Origin of the sequence: Candidatus Leptofilum sp. (genome assembly GCF_965223285.1) — a bacterium.
GTDB lineage: Bacteria > Chloroflexota > Anaerolineae > Promineifilales > Promineifilaceae > Leptofilum.
Genome location: NZ_OZ244997.1, coordinates 703,564 through 725,977 on the forward strand (window position 1 = coordinate 703,564; position 22,414 = coordinate 725,977).

Sequence of the window (22,414 nt, forward strand, 5' to 3'; positions counted from 1 at the left end):
TTGGAGGAATACGACCTTGCTAAACAATAGATTATCATTTACTCGTCCAAATTGTGACACAAAAGAACGATTGTTAACAGAAATGCAAACATTGTTGAAACAAATTGGTCCAGGCTACATGATGAATACTGCTTACGACACAGCCTGGGTTGCGCGGCTTCACAAGCTAAACGAACCAATTGCTGAACAAGCCCTTGATTGGCTGCGGAAACACCAGCTAGCAGATGGTAGTTGGGGAGCCGCAGAGCCACTTTACCATCACGATCGCGTTATTTGCACATTAGCGGCCGTTATTGCCCTGGCTGAACGTGGGTTGGAGCAAGATCAGCTTCGCGTGTCGCGAGGGCTTACCGCCTTAAAAGAGCATAAAGCCAAACTGCATCTTGACTTGTCCGGTGAAACGATTGCGTTTGAAATGCTCATGCCTGCCCTGATGGCGGAAGCCAAGGCACTCAACCTTGTGCCGCGTGGAGATACGGGTCTCTTAAACGAGATGGCCCAAGTACGTGAAATAAAGCTGGCCAAATCGCCAGGGAAAATGATTAGTCGCTTGACGACGCTGGCATTCTCGGCGGAGGTGGCTGGCCCTGATGGGATGCACATTCTGGATTTAGAAAATTTGCAGGAGCCGGATGGATCTGTGGGATACAGTCCCTCGGCCACAGCATACTACACGCTGAATTTTGCCCCTGGGAATAAAGCCGCGCTCAACTATTTGCGAGCCAACTGTCACAATGGCGGCGTGCCCAACGTCGCTCCGTTCGACGTTTTTGAACCGGCTTGGACTTTATGGAATATTGGTCTCACGCATCCCCACGACCAAGAGACTCTGGAGGCCTGTCAACCCCATCTTGATTTCTTGGAACGACATTGGCGGCAGGGGCAAGGCATTGGTTTTGCTGCTGGTTTCGTCGCAAAGGATAGTGATGAGACGAGTGTCGTCTTGGAAGTATTATCCCAATTTGGTCGGCCAAATGACATCGGCGCACTTCTGAGTTTTGAGGAAGAGGCGTATTTTCGCTGCTTTGATTTAGAGGTAAACCCATCGGTCAGCGCAAATATACATGTCTTGAGTGCCTTAAGACAGAAAGGTTATGATGTTTCCAATCCATCGGTGAACAAGATTTTACGTTTCTTGGATCGTCAACGCACGAAAAGAGGCTACTGGTTAGATAAATGGCAGTTTTCACCATACTATACAACCGCGCATTTAATTATCGCTTGTGCAGGTTATTTTAATTCATTCGTTCATGAAGCTGTAAATTGGATTATTTCGACGCAACACCAGGATGGCTCTTGGGGGCATTATTGCCCAACGGCCGAAGAAACAGCTTATTGTTTACAAGCCTTGGCTATTTGGAAACGCGAAGGTCAACATGTTCCCGAAAAAGCCTTAGACGATGGCACACGTTGGTTAGAGCAACATAAAGAACCGCCTTATCCTCCACTTTGGATTGGTAAGTGTCTATATTCGCCAATACTTGTAATAAAATCTGCTATTCTTAGTGCTTTAGCCTTGGTTGGATCCGAATTTAGTAATAATAACTCACAATCTCGTTCATGATCCTACAAGTGATTTTTATGGGAGAAGCGAATCCAACATGAAAAAGAAACTTCGTGATTTTTTGGAAGTGCCTATTGCAGATGATGATGATCGACGACGGGCGCGCCATCTAAACGTGTTATTGTTGGGAATTGGCAGCCTTGTAGCTATTGGGATTATGTATGCGTTTGTATCCTTATGGATAGGCGTTCTTGATTGGCAAGGAACCCTTGATGTTCTTATGCCAACGGCTATCGTTCTCGTTGGGATATTCTTCATTTACATAATTAATCGGCATTTTTCAGTTCACTTAGCTGCATTTTCTTTTTTATTGCTTCTCACTTTTGTCCTTTACTTCTCAGGTGAACCCTATGAATCAGTTTGGGGACGAAATATGGTGATTATGACATTGCCTGTCATAATGGGCAGTGTCATTTTGCCACCTGCGGCCAGTTTTATTATGGCCACAATTGTGGGTGGATTACTTGTGATGGCGGCAGCTACGGGGTCATTCTCACTAAATATTATTGGCATTCTGGCTTATTATGCTATTGCGTTTATTTCCTGGCTTTCAGCACATAGTCTTCAAAAAGCAATCAAAGATTTGCGGTATGCTAAAAATGAGGCTGAGGCGGCGACTCAGGCTAAGTCGGAATTTTTGGCGAATATGAGCCATGAAATTCGTACGCCGCTCAATGGTGTGATTGGCATGACCAGCTTGCTGCTCGACACGCATTTAGATGACGAGCAGCAAGAGTTTATCCACACCATTCGAAGCAGCAGCGACGCTTTATTAATCATTATCAATGATATTCTAGACTTCTCCAAGATTGACTCTGGGTGGTTGGACCTTGAAGAACAGCCATTTAATTTGCGCGAATGTGTGGAAGAAGCACTTGATTTGCTGACACCAAAAGCGGCCAGCAAATCTTTAGAGGTTGCTTACTTCTTTGAGGATGGTATGCCAACCGTTATCAACGGCGACGTGACGCGGCTGCGTCAAATTTTGGTTAATTTGCTAGGGAACGCCGTAAAGTTTACCGAAGAAGGAGAAGTTGTACTGTCGCTAAAAGGGTCTGCGCTGGCAGACGGCCGTTACGAGCTCCATTTTTCTGTCAAAGATACCGGCATCGGCATTCCCAAGGATCGGAAAGACCGCTTATTTAAACCATTTAGCCAGGTCGATTCCTCTACGACCCGACGCTTTGGCGGTACAGGATTGGGCCTCATCATTAGTAAGCAGCTAACTGAGGCGATGGGCGGCACCATGTGGGTAGAGAGTGAAGAGGGTCAGGGTTCAACCTTTCACTTTACCATTATGGCTTCCGCCGTGGCTGAAAATGAGGCGAGTTTAGACCTTCAAAAAGTAAAAAGTACCCTGGCAAATAAACATGTTCTCATTGTAGATGACAATGAAACGAACTGTTTTATTTTAAGCCGTCAGGCAACTGCATGGGGCATGATTCCGCGAATTACCACGAGCAGTGCCGAGGCACTCGACTGGATCAAACTGGGAGAAAATTTTGATGTGGCCATATTGGATATGCAAATGCCGCAAATGGATGGCCTGCAACTGGCTAAAGCCATTCGCACCTATGCCGCTGCTGAAAAATTGCCGTTGGTTTTGCTAACTTCTTTGGGACAAAGCAATAAACAAGAGTGGTCAGAGCTGTTCACCTCATGTTTGAATAAACCGCTCAAACCTGCTCAACTGCAAAACGCCTTTTCAAAGATTTTTGATACACAACCGAAGCAAGAGCCTAGTCAGCGTGCGCCAGCCAAAACGTTTGACAACCAGATGGCTGAAAAGCATCCATTGCGAATATTGATTGCCGAGGATAACAAGTTGAACCAAAAAATTGCCGTGCGCATTTTGGAACGGCTAGGCTATCATGCAGATATAGCTGACAATGGTTTAGAAGCATTAACAGCACTGCGTCGGCAACCTTATGATGTGGTTCTTATGGATATTCAGATGCCAGAGATGGACGGCCTGGAGGCAACTAGACAGATTCGGCAGCAATGGCCAGAAGCGCAACGGCCGTATCTTGTTGCCATGACGGCCAATGCCTTTCAAGGTGATCGAGAAAAATATTTAGAAAATGGCTTAGATGATTACGTGAGCAAGCCAGTCAAACCGGAGAAATTAATTGCCGTTTTGTACCGCATCCCAGCTGCTTTTCAGGCAACACCATATTCAGCTTCAGCATAATGCCCCGTTACAACCGAATCAGCTTCACCTGAGTAATCGCCGGAATTTTGTTGAGAGCGTCCAGAACCTCTTTGCCCGGCTCACTATCCAAGTTGATAAAAGAGAGTGCTTCACCACCGGGCTTATCGCGGCCCATGCGCCATTCTGCAATATTGACTTCGTAAGCGGCTAAAATGGTACCAACCTGCCCAATGACGCCATGCACGTCCTTGTTCTGCATGACCAACACGTAGCCGTCCGGGCGACCATCCAGTTTATACTGATCAACTTGCACAATGCGCGGTTCCACCCCGCCAAACAACATGCCGGCCAGCGTACGCTCACCCCCATCCCACGTCACGCGGCAAGTGATCAAATTGGCATAATCTAACGAGCTGGCGGCTTTGGTTTGCGCCACAGCAATGCCGTTTTCTTCGGCCAGCAGCGGGGCATTAATGTAATTAACCGGATCAGAGATTGATTTTTCTAAAATCCCTTTTAGGAGTCCGGCAGCGATCGGTTTGATTAGTTCGTTGACCGTTTCGCCACGTACTTCCACTTCTACCCGCCGCAGGGGAGCATCAGCCAGGTAGCAATGCAGCTTGCCCAACTTTTCACCCAGTTCCATATACGGCCGTGTTTCGGCAAAATCGGGGCCAGCCTGGAACGGCAGGTTAAGGGCGTTGCGGAAATCGGTGCCGCGCAGGGCATCTAGCACCTGATCCACAATCTGTGTCGCTACGTCTCGCTGCGCTTCCAGTGTGCTCGCACCCAGATGCGGCGTGTGGATCACGTTGGGCAAGCCGATCAGCGGACTATTTTCTGGTGGTTCTTTTTGGTACACATCCAAAGCGGCCGTTTTAACCTGCCCATTTTTCAAGCCCTCAGCCAAGGCCGCTTCGTCTACCAGCTTGCCACGTGCGGCATTAATCAAAATAGTGCCCGGTTTCATCTGGCTAATCGTATTGGTATTGATAATCTTCTCAGTTTCCGGCAACAGGGCCGTGTGCAAACTGATGTAATCTGATTGCCCGAGCAAATCGTCTAAATCGACTAAGGTGACGCCCAATTCTTTCCCCACCTCTTCAGAGACATATGGGTCATAGGCTAAAACTTCCATGCCAAACGCCTGCGCCCGCTTGGCAACCAAACGGCCGATCCGACCAAAGCCAATCAGCCCCAACGTTTTACGGTACAGTTCCGTCCCCACAAACTCAGATCGCCGCCACTCGCCATCTTTTAGTGAGGCGTGGGATTGAGCCGTGTGCCGACTGGCAGCCAGCATGAGGGCAATGGCTTGCTCAGCTGTGGCAATGCTGTTGGCTCCCGGCGTATTCATCACAATAATGCCACGCATGGTGGCACTGCGAACGTCTACATTGTCTGTGCCAATACCTGCTCGGCCAACAACTTTTAGTCTGGTACCTGCGGCCAGCACATCTGCATCTGCTTTGGTGCCGCTGCGAATAATGAGCGCATCATATTCAGGTAGGATGGCTAGCAGTTCCTCTTTGCTAAGGCCGGTTTTCATATCGTATTGAGCATCCTTTGCCTGATCGAGCCGATCCAGCCCGGCTTGCCCCAATTTGTCTGAGATCAATATTTTGAACATAGGTCTCCCTTTGGATTTTTAATAGTTGTTTGTGGCCGTTTGGAAGCCCCATGAATTATAGTCGGGGAATAATGTGGGGCAAACGTTCAGTATGCTACTTGTATGGTGAGAAACAACGGCTCTATTGCCTCATCTCCTGGAGAAGCTGCTGACACTGCACGGCCGTTCTCTTAATGAGTTCACCCCCTGTGAAGCGCGGGTCTTCTGTGACTTCGCACAAAGCAAAGGCGGGGTCAGGAACGGCCGTTAGGCTTGGCATATCTAGCTGCTCAATTTCAGCCAAAACCAATCCGGTGAGTGGGCCGCTAAATTGATCGATGCTGAATTGGAAACGGTCGTCTCGCAGCTTATACCTTTTCTTCACCAAAATTTTGGCAGGCAACGTTTCTAGCAATGCGTAGCTCGCCGCATCCAAATAGAAATTTGTGATGGTCGTGGCATAAGCGGTTTGATCTGCCGCCTGATATTTTTGGGTAAATTTGCGGGCTATCACGTTGCCCTGCGCGTCGGTCATGCGGCGCAGACGTAGCGGCGTGCCAATGATGTACCGGTCTTCAATGAGCGTGTAATCCTGACTGTTTTGCAGCGCAGCGGGCAGGGTTGCCAGCAGCCATCGCCTTTCCAGCTCAAATTGAGCGTATTTGTGGGACACGTTGGGCTAGCCCCCTTAAACGCCGCTAAACAGCGGGTGGTAGTAGACGGTGCCGCGCTTATTTTGCAGTGCGCCAGGTGCTAGTTCCAGCACCATAAACGCCTCTTCCGGTACGTCAAATTGGCAACGAAGGCCGTGTGGGGTAGAACGCATAAAGCCGAAGCGCGGATAATAGTCAGAATGGCCCAACACGAAGGCAAGGCTGTAGCCAGCTTCCTGGCAGGCGGCCAAGCCACGACGGCATAGTTCTGTGCCGATGCCTTTGTTTTGATGATTTGGGGAAACAGCAATGGGGCCGAGGGCAACGGCCGTAAATTCATCCACATCATTTTTCACAGTCATAGGGGAAAACAGGATGTGTCCTACCAGTTCCTCATCAAGCAAGGCAACGAGTGAAATTGTGTCAACGCTGGCTTGCTGCAATTTTTGAACCAGCTCCGCTTCGGCTGGGCGGCCAAAGGCAGCGGCTTCCACCGCATAAACTGCGTTCCTGTCTGCGGCCGTTTCCGGTCGAATCAGTAATGTCATGTGCCCATCACCTGCGCTATTAATTCTCGCTCTCTAGGACGGTTGTCAAAATCAACGAAGATGATTTGTTGCCAGGTGCCTAGCGTGAGACGGCCGTTTACAAATGGCACCGTCAGCGATGGCCCCAACAGTGCAGCCCGCACGTGGCTATGGCCGTTGCCGTCTTGCCAACGGGCATTGTGGGCGTAATGTCGATTCGGATCAACAATTTCATCAAACAGGCGACGCAGATCGGCTACGCAGCCAGATTCATACTCGATGGTGGTGAGGGCACTGGTAGCTGAGGCGGTAAAAATTGTGACCGTGCCGTTTTGTAGACCAGTGTTGCGAACGGCCGTTGCTACCTGGGTCGTGATGTCTAAAATATCTGCATCCCCGTTGGTTTGTAGCTGAATTGTGTGCGTTTGTACGGTCAATATTCTCCTCCAAATTTAGCAACTACTTTACGCCACCCAGCCCCAAATGAAAAATTGCGCCGAAAAGTAAAGATACAGCAGCAGCGAAGGGTACAAAATCAAGCGGTGGATTTTGCCATTTTCACCCCAAAGTGCCAGCAGAAAAAAGGTGGGGAAAAAGGCCAGGGCATAGCGCGAAAAGGAGTATAGTGGCTTAAACTCAGAACTGGGCAGCAGCATAAACAACAGCAGCATGGCTGCATACAATCCCCAACCCAGTCGCTGCCGCCAGCGGAAAAGTGCCCAAATAGTCGTGATGAGCAGCAGCCAGGTGATGAAAAAGTCAAACCAAAGCGTCAACTCCCCGACACGACCTGTGCCTAAACCAAACATGCCTTGCGTCGCCCGTAATAAATCGGTGCCCGGAAAGCCGGTGCGTTGGAACCAATATTCGGCGTAGATATTGCCCAGCGGCGGCAGCCCAAGCCAAGTGCGGTACAGCAAAAACAGCAGCAACCCAAGACCCGGCAAAAAAACCGCGGCGGCTTTCCTAATAAGTCGCGGACTCCAGCCGCCAATCGGGTCAATCTTCCATTTGCCGTTGCCCAAATATCGTTCCCAATAATGGTAAGCCAGGGGCACCACCAATACCCAGCCTGTGAGGCGTGTCAGCGCAGCCAGCAGCCCCAGCACCCCCGCCCATTCAAACTGATCATGCCGAAAAGCCAACCAAAGCGAAGCCAGCGTGAACAATAAAAAGAGTGATTCTGTGTACGGCGCGAACAAGAAGAAGCTGGTGGGAAACAAGGCAAAGTAAACCAGCAGCCGAGAGGCGTGTTTTTCGCCCAGTAAATCGCTGCCTACTTTGTGCAGCAATATCAACAAGCCCAGCAGCGCAATGTTGGAGATAATAATTCCGGCGGCCAGATGTGCCGCGTGGGAGCCACCAAACAGCCCACCTAGCCCGCGCATCAGCACCGGGTAGAGCGGAGGGAATACGGAATCTTCGGGGTGGCTGTACCCTTCAGCGGCGATGCGGGTGTAGTGTAGGGCATCAAATCGCTGCCACGGGCCAAGCAGTAGCCCGGCAGCTCCGTCGTTGAGAATGGGTTGGTTGAGATACGGCCGTACGACCTCATCTGCTTCTAGTGGTACGGGGCTAGCCAACTGTGCCGCCATCGCCCAGCCACTCAAAAAGAGGCGCAGCAGTACAAAGAGTATGAGCGCATGGCGCACGGCGGGCTGTTGCCAAAGCGAGTTCAGCAAATTGGGTCTCCAGGTGAAAATCAATACACAATACGTTGTAGAAGGCGCAAATTTTCACAAATTTTAACACCCTTTTCCGCGAATTAGTGAAATTCGCATCCAGAGACATTTGCGTCAGGTTGAAGAATAGTGTGGGAGCAGCCTGGGGTTGATTTCACGCAAAGTCGCGAAGGTGACAAGAAACAAATTCTAACCTTTACGACTTTGCGTGATCATTTGAAAATCAAACAAAGCGGTTTGTGGTGGAGATTACACGTCGCCCATGGGGACGTTGTTTTTACGATAGTTGAGCATCAGCCAGAACAGTGCCCCACAAATGGCAACGGCCGTTGCCGTAATAACGATCTGCGTCAGGTTGTTGAATGGAATCAGCCACAGAGTCGTCACCAATTCCAAACCAATCAGGAAGAGCAAAAACTTGATAATGCCGTCACGATTTACCTTAGAGGCAACATACGCGCCAAAGGGTGCACCTAAAATGACGATGGGTACGGCAACTAGCCAATAGTTCCAGGCGATGCCAATGTCTTGCGACACCACGCCGTGCAAGAAGAAACCCACCACGGAGTTGAGGCCCATGATCACCACGGTTGTGGGGGTACTAATCTTTTCATTGATGCCAAACGCCAGCGTTAGGACAATGAAGGTAAGCATATCGATGCCAGACCCAGTTTGCGCAGCAAAAGAGCCGCCCAAAACCCCGCACAACAAAAAGAGTGCCCGGTACCGATTATCCCAGTTTGGCAGTTCGCTACGCGGCTCCCAATGAATAAGCCAGCGTGAGATCACCATTGCCACGCCAAAAGCAGTGGCAACGAACGTAAACAAGATTTTGGGGTACGGGTTTGGAATTGTGAACAGGTAGGTGCCAATGAGCTGGCCAAAAATACCACCGAGCGAGACCCAGCCAATGACGCGGGGCAATGTGCGAACACGCTGTGCGTAAATCATGACGCCGGCCATTGTCATGCCCACCGCCTGGATCATCAACCCAAAGGTGCGGGCATCGGTTGAGGGAATTTGCAGCACCTTGGTGAACACAGGGAAAGCAACGGCCGCACCGCCTTCGGCGGTAGCACCGGCGACAAATGAGCCAATAGTCATTGTTAGGGAAACGGGCCAATATTCTTGGAAAAGCTCCCAGCGATTGGCAATGAACATATAGCTAAACCAGAAGGTGTACACAATCGCAAGCAGCGTTGGGTAAAGCCACTTGCGCGAATTTGTGGCAGCAGCTTGTTGAGGCTGCCCGGCAGACATGTCTACTTTCATCTAAATTACCTCATCTTGGTTTAAATTTTTCCAGCATCATTGTCTAATTGAGAGAGTAGATTCCCTGTTTTCTTGGTATTACAGGTTGGTTCAGCAACTCAATTGACGCACGGGGGTAGTGTATGTAGGGCAGCTTACAATGATGCTTTCACGAAGTGGATGAGGAAAAATTACTGATTGTTATCGGCAAAGAGGGTGTTTTGGATAAGGCGGAGGGTTTGTTGGAGGGATTCGGGCATATCTGGGGTGTCTTCCAGGGTGGTGACGGTGTAAAAGGTGGTCTCTTTTACGGCCGTAATTTCGTACAAAAAGCGGTCACAGCAACTGTCTTCGGGCAGGTATGCTTCACTGAGGCTAAAAAAGCCTGTGCTGTCCAGGCTAGCAAGCAGTTGGCTAACGTTTTCGGTAGAGAGCCTGGGTTGGATAGTGGTGTTCGTTTGGATACGGCCGTCTGTAAATATAGTCCACTCCTCTTCAACCCCGGCAATGCCACCAGAGCGTTTGAAGACAACGGCCGTATTGGGAGCAAATGTAGCGGTGGGAACGGCCGTTGGCGTCTCCGTTAGCTCATCCACCGGGGCGTGAGCAGTTTCCACCGTGCAGCTACTTTGTCCAAAAGGTATAAGTAGCAAAATTGCAAGCCAGAAGAAGAGCCGTTTGTTTGCCATCTTGTTTCCCTTGCTCAAAAACCACCATACATTGATGAGATGCGTTCAGTCAGAATTATATATCCATCTATAAGCAAAATGAATCCCAAAGTCCAATTCAGTAAATTGCCCAGATGAACAGTCCTTTTAGAATTATTGCTTAGTTTAATGACAAGCTGCTTATCAAATAGTCGATAAATAATGAAAGTAAAAGTAAACGTCAACGGTGAAAACAAGGCTAGCACCAAACGATTTCCATTTGCAATTGGCGTATACCAGGCATAAAGCAGCACGTAAACAATAAAGAAGCCAGTTGAAAACAGAACCAGAAAGGGAAACTCTTTTAATATGGTTTTTATTCGCTGACGATTGAACAGAAACAGGCCCAAAACCAGGCCAAAAAGAAGGATAAGGTATTTTAGGTAACCGTAAGAAGTCGCCATGCCAACAAGTACAGTCAAAAGGCCCTTGGCTATACGCTGGCCAACTTCAGCTATAGAATGCTCTTGAAAATATTTGCCAGCACTAGGAATTTCTTCGGGTGGCAAATCTGGCCAGCCAACACGGTCGCCATGTGCTCTGGTGCCTGCCAATACATCATCCCAACTATCGTACCAGATGTAAAAAGTAGAGTTTACATTGTAAAAGTATTGGCCAAAACGCTCTTTGCTATTTTGAATGTATGGCCAGATGGTTAATAAGAAAAATAAGAGTACCAGTGTAGGCGTGGCAAAATATTGCAGGTTTTGTCGATTGAAAATTGGACGGACATGATCTTTGGCTAATCGAATAACCGCTTGTAATAATGCAGTGCCAATAAAGATGCCTAATCCTGGTAGGATAGATGCTTTGGTTAGATGGGTCAGCCCGAGTAAGATACCGGTGAGAACGGCCGTTCCCCACGTTTTTTGCCCTGTCGGCTTGTGCAACAGATGGCCCATTAACAGAAACCCTATAAAACTTAGCAGGTAAAAAAGCAGTTCTGGTTGCGCGTAAGCAGCCTTGAAGATGTAAAGCGTAAAGATGTGGATAAGGATAAGAGTTACGGCCGTTCCTAAAGGTAAATATCGGCGAAATAACCAAAACAAAGTAGGCAAGATGAGTAAAGAAAGCCCGATGTTAAATAATTTCCCTCGGGCAAAGAAAGCCTCGTCAGTTAAATCTGGCTCATACGCTAGCGAGAGCAAAAAAGGGTAAAGGGGCATTCGGTTACGGTCTGTAAGATCAGTGTAATTAGAATTTTTCAGCAATTTTGCTGCTTCTAAATATGCATTCTGATCAATTTTGAAGCGGTTTATATTTACATATAAAAATTGCTGCCGTACACCATATAGGTAAAGCGAAAATAAGAGTGTCACCAGGAGCACAATAATCAGTTTTCTATAAGGCTGAGAACGCAAAAGGAAACTGGTTTCCATCTAGCTAGTAGCCACCGTACACTGTAGAGATTCGTACGGCTAGAATTATACACACATCTATCAGGAGCAAAGCCAAAAACACCCAGTTGAGCAGTTGTCCCCAGTGAACTGTTTGTGCGGATTGGGATTTTAGCTGTAGCAACAGGTGATCTTCAAAAAGCCGATACATGATGAAAGCTAGCACAAACATGACGGGCGAAAACAAGGCTAGCGAAAAGCGAGTTCCCGACGAAATGGGCCAAAACCAAGCATATAACAAAATATAGACAGCGAAGTAACCGTTAACAAACAAGGCCAGAAAAGGATGCTGCGCAACAATTGTTTTCGCTTTGTGCCAGTTAAAAAGTGCCACAATCAGGACAAAACCAAAGAGCAAGCAAGCATAAATCCAATAACCATACGAGTTACGCGTTGTGATGAAGATTACCAATAAGCCTTCAAACAGCCGTTGGCCTATCTGGTCAAATGAATGCTCTCTGAGATATTTGGCCGCGCTGGGAAGTTCTTCAGGTGGCATATCTGGCCAGCCAACACGGTCGCCATGTGCTTTGGTGCCTGCTTCCACCTCGTCCCAATGATCATACCAAATGTAGAAGGTGGAGTTGACGTTATAAAAGTAACGACCAAACTGCTCTTTGCTGTTTTGAATGTACGGCCAAATGGTTAGCAAAAAGAAGAGGAGAACCAATAGAGGTGTTGCCAAATTGCGCAAGAATTGACGGGGAGAGCGTGGAGATACCCATTGCCTGAAGATGGCTTGCAGCACAGCGATGCCGAAAAACAGTGCCAAACCGGGCAAGACAGACGCTTTGGTTAAATGCGCCACGCCTAACACAATGCCTGTGAGAACGGCCGTTTTCCAAACATTTTGGTCGCTTGTAGGCTGCCACAATAAGCGGCACAGCAGTAAAAATCCCAGAAAGTTAAAAAGGTAGAAAAGAAGCTCGGCCTGGACAAAAGGTGCTTTAAAGATGTAAACGGTAAATGCGTGGATGAGCGTGAGATTGACGGCCGTAAACAGCGGCAAATAACGCTTAAAAATCAAAAACAAAAGGGGGAGGCTTATAAGAGAAATAACTATATTTAGCAGCTTGCCCCGGTAAAAAAATAGCTCCCTGCTTATGCCTGGTTCATAAAACAGCGAGAGCAAAAAAGAGAATATCGGCATTCTCGCTCGATCTGTCAGAGTCGTATAGTTGGACGTTTTTAACTGCTCCGCCATTCTCATGTACGCAGCCTGATCCGTGCGCGTCATATCGGTGTTGACAAGCAAAAACTGTTGCTGCACGCCATACAAATACAGCAGCACGGCAACGGCCGTCAGAAAGAACATTGTTTTTCGAGATGGACGTTTTATATGTTTGAGGATAAGTTGCATCACGGCGTGACTGTTAAACTGGCAACCAATAAATTCAATGCAGTTGTCATATCATTTTTGCCGGTTTTTACATCTACATCAATGGTTAGCAGATGGCGGTAAATTTGCTCTAGCTGGCTCAGGCTAAACCCCTGGCTTTGTTGGTACAGCTTGCTCACCACAAAGCTGTGCATTCGCAGCTCTTGGCCAATGGCAGGCGGCCGTTTGCCTTCGTCGGCTAGCTCTTTTACTTGAATGAGCAGCCGAAACTGGCGAATAAACATGGAGAACAGGTAAAACGGATCGGCTCCCTCCCGAAACTTTTCCTGCAATAGCTGGGACGCTTTCCGGCTGTTACGATTGCCCAACGCATCCACCAAATCAAAAATGCTGGCTTCGGCTGCGTAAGGGCTAAGCAGTTTCACTTGCTCAGACTGAATCTCTTCGCCGTTACAGTAGAGCAGCAGCTTTTCAATTTCCCGGCTCAAAATTTCCATCTGGCTGCCGATGTTGACAGTGAGCATATGGGTGGCCTGGTTAGAGATACGGCCGTCTTCCGCCATCACCTTCTGCTTAATCCACCGTTCCAATGCAGCCCCTTCTGGCTTGCTAAACTGCTTTACATAGCCAGACTTCTCACTTTCAGCCAGCTTTACCAGCGCATTATTCGCTTTAAGAGCTTTTGATTCCAAAAAAAGCAGGCGGGTTGTTTCTGGCAGAGTCGGTAGATAGGCAAGCAGCTGCTTCTGGTACGATTTGTCCAGCTGGCTGCTGAGCAAATCCCGTACAATGACCAGCCGCACCTTTGCTAGAAAAGGGATGGCACTGGCAGCTTGCTGTAGCTGCGAAAACGACACGTGGCCTTCCAGCTTTGTCGTGTTCAAATCCAGCATGGCCGGATCGCCCATCTTACTAATGAGCTTGGTCACCGTTTCTTGCTGGGCGTGGCTGTCGTCGCCGTGGAAAATGTAAAACATAGTTGATTTGCGTAGGGGCGGTTCGCGAACCGCCCTTGCTTAATTCACCGTTGTAACCCGATAAGATTTCGCATTTATCTGGCTGCCGCCCGTAAGCAACAGTTGAAACAGCCGCGTTACGGGCGAGGGCTGCACCGGACGAACAGTTTGAACTTCCATATCCTGCAAATCACCCTCAACCGTGTATTTGGCCTGTAGCTGCACCCCAATCGGCCGAGAGACAATGAGCGAAAAGACAACGGCCAGAATTGCGGTTGGCAATGCCCCCAGCAGCACCGTCAAACTCATTTTGGATTGCTTCTGGCGACGCTGCTCAAAGGCAAATGAGGCTTGGGCTGCCACTGTAGCCAACGTCGCTGTGGTTAATAGCACGGTACCGCAATTTGGATGTACGGCCAGGTGGTGCTCACCCTTTTTCATACGCCGAAACGCTTCATTGACTGCGTTTGTTACGTCCTGCTCTGAAATATCGCCGTAAATGTTCAGGCTGAACCCTGTGTGGTTGGAGTTTCCCTGCGCACTGAAATTTTTGTGCTTTTCACTAAGCACGTGGATAGTGGCGTGTTCTAAACCATGATTACGGCGCACGCGGCTGATGAGTTGAGTAAGCATAAGGCCTCCAATCTGGTGATCTGACAGGTTCATGATGGATATGTTTTCAACCAGAACCTGTCGGGTCTGGTTATTACTCAATTGCAATGGGGTCAATCGTAAAGCGTTACGTGCCAATCGTCAATTTGAAATCAGGATCGTAGGTTGGCAATCCTAGATCAGGCATGGGCTTATTGTTTAAGAAGGCGTCCAGGGCCGCTTCGGTGGCCTCAATGTCATCCCACGGGTATTCGGTGGTGATGAAGCACATGGATTGCTCATGCCCCTTGCCGCAAACCAGCACAAAATCTTCTGGACGGGCTAAATGCAGAGCAAAGTGGATGGCTTGCCCCCGGTCGGGAATGCGCCAGAAGGTTTGGCCTTCAACGCCGCCTTGTGCCGCGCAGCCTGCTGCCATCTGTGCCAGAATCCCGTCTAGCGATTCCGTGCGTGGGTCTTCGGCGGTGAGGATGGTGTGGTCGGCAAGCTGGGCGGAGATTTCGGCCATCATGCGGCGTTTGGCTGGGTCGCGCTTGCCTGCGCTGCCAAAGATGGTGATGATACGGCCGTTCCGCCCCATCTGATCCAAAATGCCCTGTGCTGCCTGGATTGCTTTCTCTAGGCCGTCTGGCGTATGGGCAAAATCAACATGCACGATGAACGCCTGCCCACGCTGAATCTGGTGCATACGGCCGTGAATTTGCCCCACGCTTTGCAAACCGGCTTGAATGGCTTGTGGCGCAATGCCTAATGCCTGGGCTGCCCCCGCCGCCGCCAGCATGTTGGCCACGTTGAAGATGCCTAGCAGCGGTGAGCGTACGGGTAGCCGCTGGCCATCCAAATGCAGAGTAAAGCTGGAACCGCTGGGATCAGTTACCAAATCGGTGACGTGTAGGTCTGCAGCGGCATCGTGCAGGCTGTAGGTAAGCTGGCGCGGGGCAGGGATGGCGGCTAATCGCTCGTAGGAACTGTCGTCCAGGTTGAGGATGGCTGTTTTAACGATATGCTCCGGCTTGTGTGGCGTGGCATCGTTGCTGGCAACATTGTGGAAGAGGCGTTCTTTGGCCTGTGCATATGCCTCGAAGCTGCCGTGATAATCCAAATGTTCATGGGTGATGTTGGTGATGATGGCGATGTCGAAGGAAACGGCCGTTACCCGGTGTTGCGCCAGCCCGTGGGAGGTCGTTTCTAAAATGACGTGGCTCATGCCCGCATCCACCATCTGGCGCAGGTATCGCTGCACCACGGGAGCCTCAGGGGTACTCACGTGCAGCTCTAACGCTTCTTCGTGGTCGCCAATCATCGCCTTGAGCGTGCTGATCATGCCAGTTTGGCAGCCAGCGGCACGCAGAATGCTGTGCATCAGGTCAGCGGTGCTGGTTTTGCCGTTGGTGCCAGTGACACCCACCATGAGCAGATGCTGGCTGGGGAAGCCATACCACGCTGCCGAGAGCCAGGCGAGCGTTTCGGCCGTGTCTGGCACTTGCCAATAAACAACGTCCTCTGGCACGGTCAGCCCCAGCTCGTCAGCCGATTTTTGGGCCAGAATGAATGTGGCGCCCAGCTCAATGGCTTTGCCAATCCAGGGATGGCCGTCGCTGCTGGTGCGTAGGCGAGCCACAAAGCTGCTGCCGGGCGTGACCTCGCTCGTTTTCTCCGTAAACATTTGGATAGCGATATCTGGCCCGCTGTAGGGCGGGGGTTGAAGGTGGGGGGTGTTGGCAACGGCCGTTTGCCAGTCGGCCAGCAGTTGCTTGATGTAGCGGGTGGGGTATTGGAAATTGGAGATTGGGGATTGGTTTTCTTTCATAATTGAACCATTTAGCGGATTGAGTTGATACTGAGTTGTGCTTCCTGCGCTAGCAATCCTTCCACGCCAGAACCGGCAATATCCATCACGCGGCTGTCGGCGAAGTAAGGAAAGTCGAAGCTGACACGGTCGCCGGCGAGCAGGCCAGGCAAGGGCATGAGCCGGGCGGTGAGTGGCTTGTTCAGGCGGCCAGCGAGCATGGCCACGTCGAGCAGAACGGCCGTCAATGCCCCTTCAGCCACATGGCCGGGCAAGGGAATGGTGTCCAGCCCCACGCCGCACACGGCACTGTAGCTCAGTAAATCTTGTACGGTCAATTCTCCTTCAGCGGCGCGTTTGGCGAGGACGGAATCTTCTAGCACAGGCAGCATTAGCCCAGAAAATCCGCAGCTTGGGAAGTTGGCGCGGGCGATGGCTTCCGTTACAAAGCCAGCGGCAAACAGGCTGCCTGCGCTACCCAAATAGGGCAAGCCTAATGCTTCCAGCGCGCCGCCCAGGCTCTTGTCGTCGGTGGGGAAGGGTGCTAATGAAAAATCGATGCCGCTAAAGCCTATGCTGTGTTCTTTAGCGATTGCTTGGGCGATGGGGGTGATGTGGGAGACGGCCGTTTCTATTGCCTTAACCAAATTTTGCCGCGCTTCTGCCAGCGTGGTTGCGGACTGGATCGCCTGCAGGGCAAGGTCGGCAGACTCCACAGCAATACCAAAATGAGCCGGGCCACCTTGATGATACGCAACCGGAAAGAATGGCGAACCCGGTGGGCAGTTAGCCAGTGCGGTTAGGTACAGGTTACCAAATCCGTTTGGCAATAGTTGGCTTACAGTTTTTATCAACCTGGCCGTTTGCTGGCAGCGGGTGGTATCAATCTGCCCTCGAGTATTGGCGATTTCCACAGTAGCAAAAAGCACCTCAGTGGCGGAGAGCAACGTTGGAATCATGTTTGCCCAAATTGCCTCATGCCGCAGCAGCACCGGCCCCAAACTGATATAGCTTGCCCCTGCATCCTGCCATTGTTGCGCCAAAATTTGGGCTTGTTTTAAGAGAGGTTCTTTTTTCGGCCACCAATCTGGGAAGGGGGGCGTCGCCAACCGGGTGGTTTGCACTGGGTAAGAGAAGGGGGTGCGAACGGCCGTAAAAAAATCAGCCATCTTTGCCAACGAATAATCGGGGTCACAAAATAAGGTTACGGAGCGAATATCCATAGCAACTAATTGTAGCCCAATTTGACAGATGGCATGAACCATCGCTAGAATCCGCCATCCGGCAGCGTTTTGCAACTACTCAGAAAATGTTTTGCTGTCGTGAAAATAGGCAATCGCATGAATACCTCTGAAGAAACAGACAAGCAACCAATCGAAGAAGAAGTAGCAAAAGCTGAATCAACAGAAGCTGAACCAACGGAGGCTCAAAAAGAGCCAATTGCTGAGGCTGTTGAACCAGCAGCACAATCGACTAGCAAACCTGGCAGCGAACAGACCAAAAAGGGGCCGCGCACAAAACCGAGAGCCAAAAAGGGCAATCCTACCGTTAAGCAAGTGTCTGATCGGTTTGCGGCCTGTGGACGGTGTAGCTTTCTTTGGGCTGGTTACAGGGTTATTTTTGGGGAGGAAGGGCAAGAAACGGCCGTTGTCAACAATCGATCCGGCTGGATGGACTTGGAGTGGAACACGCAAATGCCTGATCTACTATTCAAATCGTATGGCATTCGCTTGGATATTAGCTTTTATCATTATGAGGGATGTTGCAAAGAGTGCCGACGCCGCTTTGTGTACCAGGCACCCGACAAGCCCGAAGATGCCGTGCAATGTGCAATTGAGATTTCCCCAAATAGTGCCAAGTAAACAAAAAAACATAAGGCTGCTTTGTGACGCCTCGGGCCAAATTCTGATCATCGCCTAATTTTTGGGTTCAGAAGCAAATTCGTGGTGCAAATTAGAATCATGAGGTTCGCTGCCATTCAACTTTGGGAACTTGTTTATCGGTTTCTAGCGTAAGCTGAACGCCTGCCAACTGTGTTTGGGGTTGATGCCACGCAATCACTTGGGCGGCAATCCGGTTCATGTGAACTTTGGCAAAAGCAGTTCCTCCACTTGACGGCATCTGCGAATATTTAACAATATCCTCGATGAGCTGTTCCAATCTGTTTGTGTGGGCAACCAAAACCTCGTGATATTGGTCATTGGAATTTACCCTGTTTAGTATGGCCTACTAATGGGTGGGTTACAACCCTCATTGGTACTGGTTACTGGCTTTTCCGCCGCTGTCGGGCAGCTTCAAACAGAATGACGCCAGCGGCTACGGCCGCATTGAGCGATTCCGTGGCGGCGTGCATGGGAATGGTGAGATGCTGGTGGGTAATTTTGCGAGCGGCCTCGCTGGCACCAGCTGCTTCGCTGCCAATGATCAAGGCTGACGGTTGGGTCCAGTTAACGGCCGTATACGCCGTTTCTGCCTGAATTGTTGCCAACCAAACCTGCATTGTCTGTACCGTATTCGCAATTTCATCCCAGGTTTGGCTGTATACGGGCAGGCGCAAATGTGACCCCATGCTGCCCCGCACCACCTTGGGATTGTACAAATCGACACAATCTGGGGCTAGCAAGACGCCATCAACGCCAGCGGCCCCAGCCGTACGCAGCATGGTGCCAAGATTGCCCGGCGTGTTGATGGCATCCAACACCAGCAGCAGGGTTGGGTTTGGCCGCAATGGGGGCGGCTGCATGGGCAGCACTGCCAGGATGCCGGGCGGCGTGCTGGTATCGCTCATTGCCTGCATCACGTCGTCGCTTACCAGCAGCGGCGTGGATTGTCCCAGGCTGTTGAGTTGTTGTAAAATTTGGGCATGTACGGCCGTTTCCAGCCATCGTTGTGTGTAAAATAGCAGCTCCGGCGGGAGCTTCATTTTCACCAGCTCTGTGAGCCAGCGGGTGCCTTCCACCACAAAACGCTGCTCACGGCTGCGGAAGCGACGATCTGCCTGTAACCGCCGCACCAACTTCACTTTGGCATTGCTAGAACTGGTAATCATAGATTCCATTGTATCTTTTTTGCGATTTTTGGGTTAAGGTAATTACAACATGCCCATACGAAATTATCCATGTTGCTTTAAGATGTGTGCTTTTCGGAGGCGATTTTAATGGTAAGCGAGTTGAAGGGATTATACAAAATCAGCCGACCATTGACGACGCTCACTGGCGGGTTGGCGGTGCTATTGGGTGGTTATGTAGCGGGGACAGGTGCCTGGGGCAAGGTGATTTTGGCAATTTTGGCAACCTGGTTCATCAGCGCAGCGGCCAACGCCTGGAACGATTATCGAGACATTGAGATTGACAAGATTAACCAGCCCAATCGGCCGTTGCCAGCCGGATTGATATCTCCTCGGTCGGTACTGATTTTTTCACTGGTGATGACGGCCGTTTCTATCATCCTCGCCGCCTTTATCAACACCACTGCCTTTATCATCGCCCTCCTCTCTGCCGGAATGCTCTACCTCTACTCCTGGCGGCTCAAAAGCACGGTGCTGATGGGGAATGCTATTGTGGCCACTATTTCGGCCATGAGTGCCATCTTTGGTGGCATTGCTGCGGGCAACCCGCGTCCATCGCTCTGGCTGGCGGCTATCATCGCCTCGGCCATTATGGGGCGTGAAGTGTTGAAAACCCTGGCAGATTACGAAGGAGATTTGCGCCAACGCTGCCGCACGGTGGCCACCGTTTGGGGACGGCGTGCGGCCAGAGTCGTGTTCTACATTTTGGCCTCGGCCACGCTGGTGGTGATGATGCTGCCTTACCTGCTAGACGTATATCGACCTGTGTATGCACTGGTAGTTGCTCTGGGCGTGTACCCGGTGCTTATCTATGTGCTGCTGCGCGTCACCCGCGAGCGCACTGGCCAGCAGCTAGAAAAGCTCAGCCAGCTTATGAAGTATGACTTTATGGTTTGGTTTGTGGCGGTGCTGCTGGGTGCAACGACGTAGTTCGGTAATCGGTGTTCAGAATGGAGCAACCGATTACTGATCGCCGCTTACTGCTTACCGTCTCCTGGTAAAGGCAATATAGTGGGATCGAATGGCGGTTCCTTGTCCGCGTGACGGCCGTTTAGCAACCAAAGTTGGCTGTTAAATGGCTCTTCTCCTTCCCCTAACTGATCAATGGCTGGTAAGTAACGGCCGTCTGATTGCAGCAGGTGCGATTTGGCCGTGTCGTGCAGGTACGTTGCCAAAATAGTAATAATTTGCTGCCGCTCTGCCTCTTCCTCAATAGGGAACAACACCTCAACGCGCCGGTTAATGTTGCGCGGCATCGGGTCGGCACTGCCCACATAAATGTCAGGATTCCCTTTATTGTGGAAATAGTAAATGCGACTATGCTCCAAAAAGCGGCCCACAATGCTTTTGACCCGGATATTGTCGCTAACCCCCTTCACACCTGGGCGCAGGCAGCAAAACCCTCGGATGATCAAATCAATTTGCACCCCAGCCTGCGATGCACGGTACAAACTGCGAATGATGCCCGGATCGACCAAAGAATTTGCCTTGATAAGGATACGCCCTTTTTTACCCAGGTCTGTTTCCTGCTCAATCAGTCGCAGTAAATTGGAGCGCAGATTCACTGGTGCCACCAAAAACTTACGGTAGTCTACCTGCTTGGAATAGCCCGTGAGGTAGTTAAATACTTCAGACGCATCCGCTCCCATCTCATCATCACTGCTGATCATGCCCAGGTCTGTGTAAAGGCGTGCCGTAATGGTGTTGTAATTGCCCGTGGCCATATGCACATACCGCCGGATGCCGTCTCGCTCCCGCCGCACCACCAGGCACAATTTGCAATGTGTTTTCAGGCCTATCACCCCATAGGCTACATGCACCCCTGCTTTTTCCAATGCCTTAGCCCATTCAATGTTTGATTCCTCATCAAAACGAGCTTTCAGCTCTACCAACACAGCCACCTGCTTTCCATTTTCCCGTGCTTTCATGAGGGCATGCACGATAGGCGGATTTGGTCCAACCCGGTAAAGCGTTTGCTTAATGGCCAATACGTTTGGGTCCTCAGCCGCCGCTTGCACAAAATCCACCACTGGCAAAAAGCTGTCGAACGGCGTGTGAATCAGGACGTTATTCCTCTGTAAAATGTTGAAAATTGAGTCCCCTGTGCGCAAATTGGCGGGAACCGTTGGTTGAAACCCTTCATCTTTAAGCTCGGGACGCTCCAGCTTGTGCAGTTCCCACAGGCTGCTTAACCCCAGTGGCCCGTTTGTGGCATACACATCGGTGGCGTTAACCTTCAAGTTGCTGACTAAAATATTGCGCAGAATGTCTGGGGTTTCTTCATCAATTTCCAGGCGCACAACCCTGCCAAAATGGCGCTGGCGCAAATTTTCTTCCATTGTTAGCAGTAAGTCGTCTGCTTCCTCTTCCTGAATTTCCATGTCGGTGTTGCGCGTTACGCGGAACGGGTAGGCGGCGCACACGTCCATGCCCGGAAAGAGTCGATCCAGATTAGCGGCAATGATTTGCTCGAGCCAAATGAACTTTTGCGTTGTCGGGGGCAGCAGCTCATCGGGATCCAACGGATTCAGCGGCACCAATCGGGGTAAGGTGGCAGGCACCTTTACCCGAGCAAAATGAATTTCATCATTATCTGGGTCTCTGACTTCTACTGCCAAATTGAGGCTAAGGTTGGAGATGTGCGGGAAAGGATGGGTGGGATCGAATACCAGCGGCGTGAGTACCGGGAAAATCTCTTGCTCAAAATAGGCAGCCAGTTTTTTTTGCTGACGCGCTTTGAGTTGGCCATAATTCAAGGCATGAATGCCTTCTTTAGCTAGGGCGGGTTGCAGCATTTCGAGCCAATAGCTGTTGGCTTGGGCAAAGAGCTGGGTGACGGTGCGGTGAATAGCCACAAGCTGTTCGCGCGGGGTCAGGCCGTCGGCAGGCCGGTCGGTGATGCCTAACAACACTTGTTGCTTTAGCCCGGAGACGCGCACCATGAAAAACTCGTCCATATTGCCGCTGAAAATGGCCAAAAATTTGACGCGCTCCAGCAGCGGATGTTCTGGGTTTTCGCACTCTTCCAGGACACGTCGATTAAATTCGATATTACTCAGTTCTCGGTTAATATACAGGCTAGGGTTTTTCAGATCGATTTCGGACATAA

At 50.4% G+C, this 22,414-nt stretch carries 20 protein-coding genes; 4 read left to right on the top strand and 16 right to left on the bottom strand.

Annotated elements, in window-relative coordinates; all coding sequences use genetic code 11:
* Positions 1 to 16 precede the first annotated feature (16 nt).
* Both ACOQPU_RS03590 and ACOQPU_RS03595 read left to right on the top strand, forming a co-directional pair.
* Positions 17 to 1,564 carry a cyclase gene (locus tag ACOQPU_RS03590; protein ID WP_420643761.1) on the top strand — a complete coding sequence of 516 codons (1,548 nt, stop codon included), beginning with the start codon at positions 17 to 19 and terminating at the stop codon, positions 1,562 to 1,564.
* Positions 1,521 to 3,755 carry a response regulator gene (locus ACOQPU_RS03595; RefSeq protein ID WP_420643762.1) on the top strand — a complete coding sequence of 745 codons (2,235 nt, stop codon included), beginning with the start codon at positions 1,521 to 1,523 and terminating at the stop codon, positions 3,753 to 3,755. The genes ACOQPU_RS03590 and ACOQPU_RS03595 overlap by 44 nt, the downstream gene beginning before the upstream one ends.
* Positions 3,756 to 3,762: 7 nt before the next feature.
* Here ACOQPU_RS03595 and serA read toward each other — a convergent pair whose 3' ends face one another.
* The 13 genes from serA to ACOQPU_RS03660 form a co-directional block, all read right to left on the bottom strand.
* On the bottom strand, positions 3,763 to 5,346 hold the full coding sequence (serA, locus tag ACOQPU_RS03600) for a phosphoglycerate dehydrogenase (protein ID WP_420643763.1): 1,584 nt from the start codon (positions 5,344 to 5,346) through the stop codon (positions 3,763 to 3,765).
* 121 nt (positions 5,347 to 5,467) lie between these two features.
* Entirely contained in the window at positions 5,468 to 5,998 is a 531-nt protein-coding gene (locus ACOQPU_RS03605; protein WP_420643764.1) for a hypothetical protein, read from the bottom strand.
* 15 nt (positions 5,999 to 6,013) lie between these two features.
* On the bottom strand, positions 6,014 to 6,526 hold the full coding sequence (locus tag ACOQPU_RS03610) for a GNAT family N-acetyltransferase (protein WP_420643765.1): 513 nt from the start codon (positions 6,524 to 6,526) through the stop codon (positions 6,014 to 6,016).
* On the bottom strand, positions 6,523 to 6,942 hold the full coding sequence (locus tag ACOQPU_RS03615) for a secondary thiamine-phosphate synthase enzyme YjbQ (RefSeq protein WP_420643766.1): 420 nt from the start codon (positions 6,940 to 6,942) through the stop codon (positions 6,523 to 6,525). The genes ACOQPU_RS03610 and ACOQPU_RS03615 overlap by 4 nt, the downstream gene beginning before the upstream one ends.
* A 27-nt stretch (positions 6,943 to 6,969) precedes the next feature.
* Entirely contained in the window at positions 6,970 to 8,187 is a 1,218-nt protein-coding gene (locus tag ACOQPU_RS03620; protein ID WP_420643767.1) for a mannosyltransferase family protein, read from the bottom strand.
* 249 nt (positions 8,188 to 8,436) lie between these two features.
* Entirely contained in the window at positions 8,437 to 9,459 is a 1,023-nt protein-coding gene (locus ACOQPU_RS03625; RefSeq protein WP_420643768.1) for a sulfite exporter TauE/SafE family protein, read from the bottom strand.
* 170 nt (positions 9,460 to 9,629) lie between these two features.
* Positions 9,630 to 10,127, bottom strand: a complete 498-nt coding sequence (locus ACOQPU_RS03630) for a hypothetical protein (RefSeq protein WP_420643769.1) — start codon at positions 10,125 to 10,127, stop codon at positions 9,630 to 9,632.
* A gap of 14 nt (positions 10,128 to 10,141) precedes the next feature.
* A complete protein-coding gene (locus ACOQPU_RS03635; RefSeq protein ID WP_420643770.1) occupies positions 10,142 to 11,524 on the bottom strand; it encodes a hypothetical protein in 1,383 nt (460 codons plus the stop codon).
* Between the two features lie 4 nt (positions 11,525 to 11,528).
* The gene (locus ACOQPU_RS03640) at positions 11,529 to 12,857 is read right to left on the bottom strand and encodes a hypothetical protein (RefSeq protein WP_420643771.1); all 1,329 of its coding nucleotides are present in this window, start codon (positions 12,855 to 12,857) and stop codon (positions 11,529 to 11,531) included.
* 44 nt (positions 12,858 to 12,901) lie between these two features.
* Complete coding sequence (gene holA / locus ACOQPU_RS03645) at positions 12,902 to 13,858, bottom strand: DNA polymerase III subunit delta (protein WP_420643772.1); 957 nt, start codon at positions 13,856 to 13,858, stop codon at positions 12,902 to 12,904.
* A 39-nt stretch (positions 13,859 to 13,897) separates the two neighbouring features.
* Complete coding sequence (locus tag ACOQPU_RS03650; RefSeq protein WP_420643773.1) at positions 13,898 to 14,470, bottom strand: DUF6391 domain-containing protein; 573 nt, start codon at positions 14,468 to 14,470, stop codon at positions 13,898 to 13,900.
* 106 nt (positions 14,471 to 14,576) lie between these two features.
* Positions 14,577 to 16,259, bottom strand: coding sequence for a UDP-N-acetylmuramoyl-L-alanyl-D-glutamate--2,6-diaminopimelate ligase (locus tag ACOQPU_RS03655; RefSeq protein ID WP_420643774.1), 1,683 nt, complete (start codon positions 16,257 to 16,259; stop codon positions 14,577 to 14,579).
* Between the two features lie 11 nt (positions 16,260 to 16,270).
* A complete protein-coding gene (locus ACOQPU_RS03660) occupies positions 16,271 to 17,503 on the bottom strand; it encodes a DUF711 family protein (RefSeq protein ID WP_420643775.1) in 1,233 nt (410 codons plus the stop codon).
* A 75-nt stretch (positions 17,504 to 17,578) separates the two neighbouring features.
* Here ACOQPU_RS03660 and ACOQPU_RS03665 point away from each other — a divergent pair, with 75 nt between their 5' ends.
* A complete protein-coding gene (locus ACOQPU_RS03665; protein ID WP_420643776.1) occupies positions 17,579 to 18,100 on the top strand; it encodes a hypothetical protein in 522 nt (173 codons plus the stop codon).
* A gap of 97 nt (positions 18,101 to 18,197) precedes the next feature.
* Here the strand turns inward: ACOQPU_RS03665 and ACOQPU_RS03670 are convergent, their stop codons facing one another.
* Positions 18,198 to 18,419 (bottom strand): hypothetical protein, encoded by a 222-nt coding sequence (locus tag ACOQPU_RS03670; protein ID WP_420643777.1) that lies wholly within the window; start codon positions 18,417 to 18,419, stop codon positions 18,198 to 18,200.
* Positions 18,420 to 18,501: 82 nt separating this feature from the next.
* Complete coding sequence (locus ACOQPU_RS03675; RefSeq protein ID WP_420643778.1) at positions 18,502 to 19,287, bottom strand: TrmH family RNA methyltransferase; 786 nt, start codon at positions 19,285 to 19,287, stop codon at positions 18,502 to 18,504.
* Between the two features lie 108 nt (positions 19,288 to 19,395).
* Between ACOQPU_RS03675 and ACOQPU_RS03680 the strand changes: the two genes are divergently transcribed.
* Complete coding sequence (locus ACOQPU_RS03680) at positions 19,396 to 20,235, top strand: geranylgeranylglycerol-phosphate geranylgeranyltransferase (RefSeq protein WP_420643779.1); 840 nt, start codon at positions 19,396 to 19,398, stop codon at positions 20,233 to 20,235.
* A 47-nt stretch (positions 20,236 to 20,282) separates the two neighbouring features.
* Here ACOQPU_RS03680 and ppk1 read toward each other — a convergent pair whose 3' ends face one another.
* Positions 20,283 to 22,412 carry a polyphosphate kinase 1 gene (ppk1, locus tag ACOQPU_RS03685; RefSeq protein ID WP_420643780.1) on the bottom strand — a complete coding sequence of 710 codons (2,130 nt, stop codon included), beginning with the start codon at positions 22,410 to 22,412 and terminating at the stop codon, positions 20,283 to 20,285.
* Positions 22,413 to 22,414 lie beyond the last annotated feature (2 nt).